At 69.5% G+C, this 2,817-nt stretch carries 1 protein-coding gene; it reads right to left on the reverse strand.

Features of this window, described 5'->3' with window-relative positions; all coding sequences use genetic code 11:
- On the reverse strand, positions 1–2,817 hold a 2,817-nt coding region (locus tag ACXWUF_RS21540), incomplete at both ends, for a type I polyketide synthase (RefSeq protein ID WP_458503401.1).

The following is a 2,817-nucleotide window of genomic DNA, read 5'->3' on the forward strand; positions in this document are numbered from 1 at the left end:
CACCTCGCCGCCCGCCGCCTGCACCTCGCGGATGCTTCGCTCGACCACCGCATCTGCTGCTCGCCGACCCAGCCAGACCAGCCGCGTCCCGCCCCGCTCGGCCAAATGGCGGGAGAAAATCAGCCCCAAGCCGCCCGCCCCGCCCGCGATGAGATAGACCCCGCCGGGCCGCACCGGCAAGCCGTCGGTGGTGACGGTGTCGAGGTTGGCCAGCGGTTCCACCACCCGCCGCCGCCAACGCCCCGCCCGCAGGGCCAATTCGACGGCGGGCAAGCCCGGCGCTTCGGCCAGCCGCCGGGCGATGGCGGCGGGATCGGCGGCGAGTTCGGCCTCGTCGAGATCGACGCAACTCAAGGGCAGGTCCGGGTATTCGCTATGCAGCACCCGGCACAGACCCGCCAAGCCTCCAGCGGCGGGATTGGTCCCCGCCCCCTCGCCGTCCGCCGAATAAACGCCGCTGGTGACGACCACCAGCCGCCCGACCTGTCCCAAGCGCCCGCTGGCATGAAGGGCGCGGACTAGGCTCAACAAGGCCAGCGGGCCGGTGTCCTGCGCCCGATCAAAAGCCGCCATGTCGGCAGGATCGAATGGCGCCCGCGCCAGCCCGCCCAGGAAATACACATCGAAGGGCGCGGGGATGTCCTCCAGCAAGGCCGCGTAATCGGCTTCCCGCGCCAGGTCAATCGCCCGGTAGCGCTCGCCCGCCCGCCGCCAGCCCCGGCCCAGGAAGGCAATCCGTCCAGTTTCAGCCGCCAGCGCTCTGGCCAGACCAAAATCGCGGGCATGGCGCACCACCAGCGTGTGGGGCATGGCGGGGAGCTTGGCCCCGTCCGGCTCCACCAGCCGCCACGCGGGTTGCCATAGACCCAAAGGCGGCAAGCCAGTAGGAATGGATGAAGTGGGAGTGAGTGATGTGGGAGTGGGCTTCAGCCCACGATTAGGCAGAGCTGTCGCGTCAACCGGCACAGTCGTGGGCTGAAGCCCACTCCCACCATGCAGCCCACTCCCACCAAACCAATGCCGCCGCCGCTCGAAGGGATAGCCCGGCAACGGCACCCGGCGGCGTTCGCCCGGTTCGTACAAGTCTTCCCAAGCGATGGCGACCCCGCCCGCCCACAGCGCCGCCAGCCGGGCCAGCTTGCCGTTGGCGACCAGGGCGCGGAGATAGTCCCGGTCTTCCGCCTCGCCGCCGAAACCCGCCAGCGCCGCCCGGCCCGCCGCCACGCCGCGCCACAGGCCGGGCATGTCCGGGCCGCCGGCCAGAAAAGCAGTGAGCTTTTCGCCAAGTTCGGCAGGGCTGGCACACAGCACCGCCAGCCGGTGTTCGTGGCTCTCCCGCCCCACTTGCAGGGTATAAGCGATGTCCGCCAAGGACGCCGCCCGGCCCGCCGACGTGGCGAGATGGTCCAGAAGACGCCGCGCCACCGCCTGCAATTGCTCGGGCGTGCGGGCCGACAGCGGGACCAACACCGGCCCCACCGTTGGGCGGGATAAGGCGGGTTGATACTCTTCCACCACGCAATGGGCGTTGACCCCGCCGAAACCGAACGAACTGACCCCGGCCCGGCGCGGCGCGGGGCGGCCTTGTGAGTCGCGGGGTTCCGGCCAATCGCGGGCCTGATCGACGATGAAGAACGGGCTGTCCGCCAGTTCGATGTAGGGATTCAATTCGCGGAAATCGTGCAGGGCGGGCAAGCGGCGATGGCGCAAGGCCAAAAGGGCATGAATCAGCCCGGCGACCCCGGCGGCGGTTTCCAGGTGGCCGATGTGGCTCTTGATCGAACCCAAGCCGCAGAAGGCTCCGGCGGGCAAGGGCCGACCGCGCTTCATCGCCAATTCGGCGAAGGCTTTCTTGAGGGCGTTGACCTCGATGGGGTCGCCCAAGGCCGTGCCGGTGCCGTGGGCTTCGATGTAGCCGATGGTTTCGGGATCGACCTCCGCCGCGCCGATGGCCTCCACCAGCAATTCCGCCTGCGCCCTGGCGCTGGGCGCGGTGAGGGATTGGGCCTGCCCGCCGTGGTTCACCACGCAGGACCGCAGCACGCCGTGGATGTGGTCGCCGTCGGCCAGGGCGCGGGACAGCGGCTTCAACACCACCACGCCCGCGCCTTCGCCCCGGACATAGCCATCGGCGCGGCGGTCGAAGGTCTTGCAGCGCCCATCGGGGGCCAGCATCCCGGCCCGGTCGAAGGCGATGAACAAGCGCGGACTGAGCAGGGCATTCACCCCGCCCGCCAAGGCCAGTTCGCATTCGCCCCGGCGCAGGGCTTGAATCGCCCGATGCACCGCCACCAGCGAACTGGAACAGGCCGTGTCGATGGTTTCGCTGGGGCCGCGCAGGTCCAGCAGGAACGACACCCGGTTGGGCAGCATGGCGTGCAGGGTGCCGGTGGGGGTGTGGGCCTCGATGGCTTGCCCGTGGCGTTCCAGCAATTCCCGGTAATCGCTGGTGGACACCCCGGCGAACACCCCGGCGCGGGAACCACGCAGCGAACCGGGCCGGTAGCCCGCGTCTTCCAGCGCCCGCCACGCGGCTTCCAGAAACAGGCGGTGCTGCGGGTCCATGACGTCGGCCTCGGCGGGAGCAATGCCGAAGAACGCCGAGTCGAAGTGCGTCACATCCGACAGAACTCCATTGGCTCGCACGTAATTCGGGTCGGCAATCAGTTCAGGCTCCACGCCCGAGGCGCGCAGTTCATCGTCGGAAAAGAAGGTGATCGATTCGCGGCCGTCGCGGAGGGTCCGCCAGAACGCCTCGAGGTCGTCTGCCTCGGGAAATCGGCCCACGAGGCCGATGATCGCGATGTCCTGCTGCCG

The sequence above is a fragment of the Methylomagnum sp. genome (genome assembly GCF_054333355.1).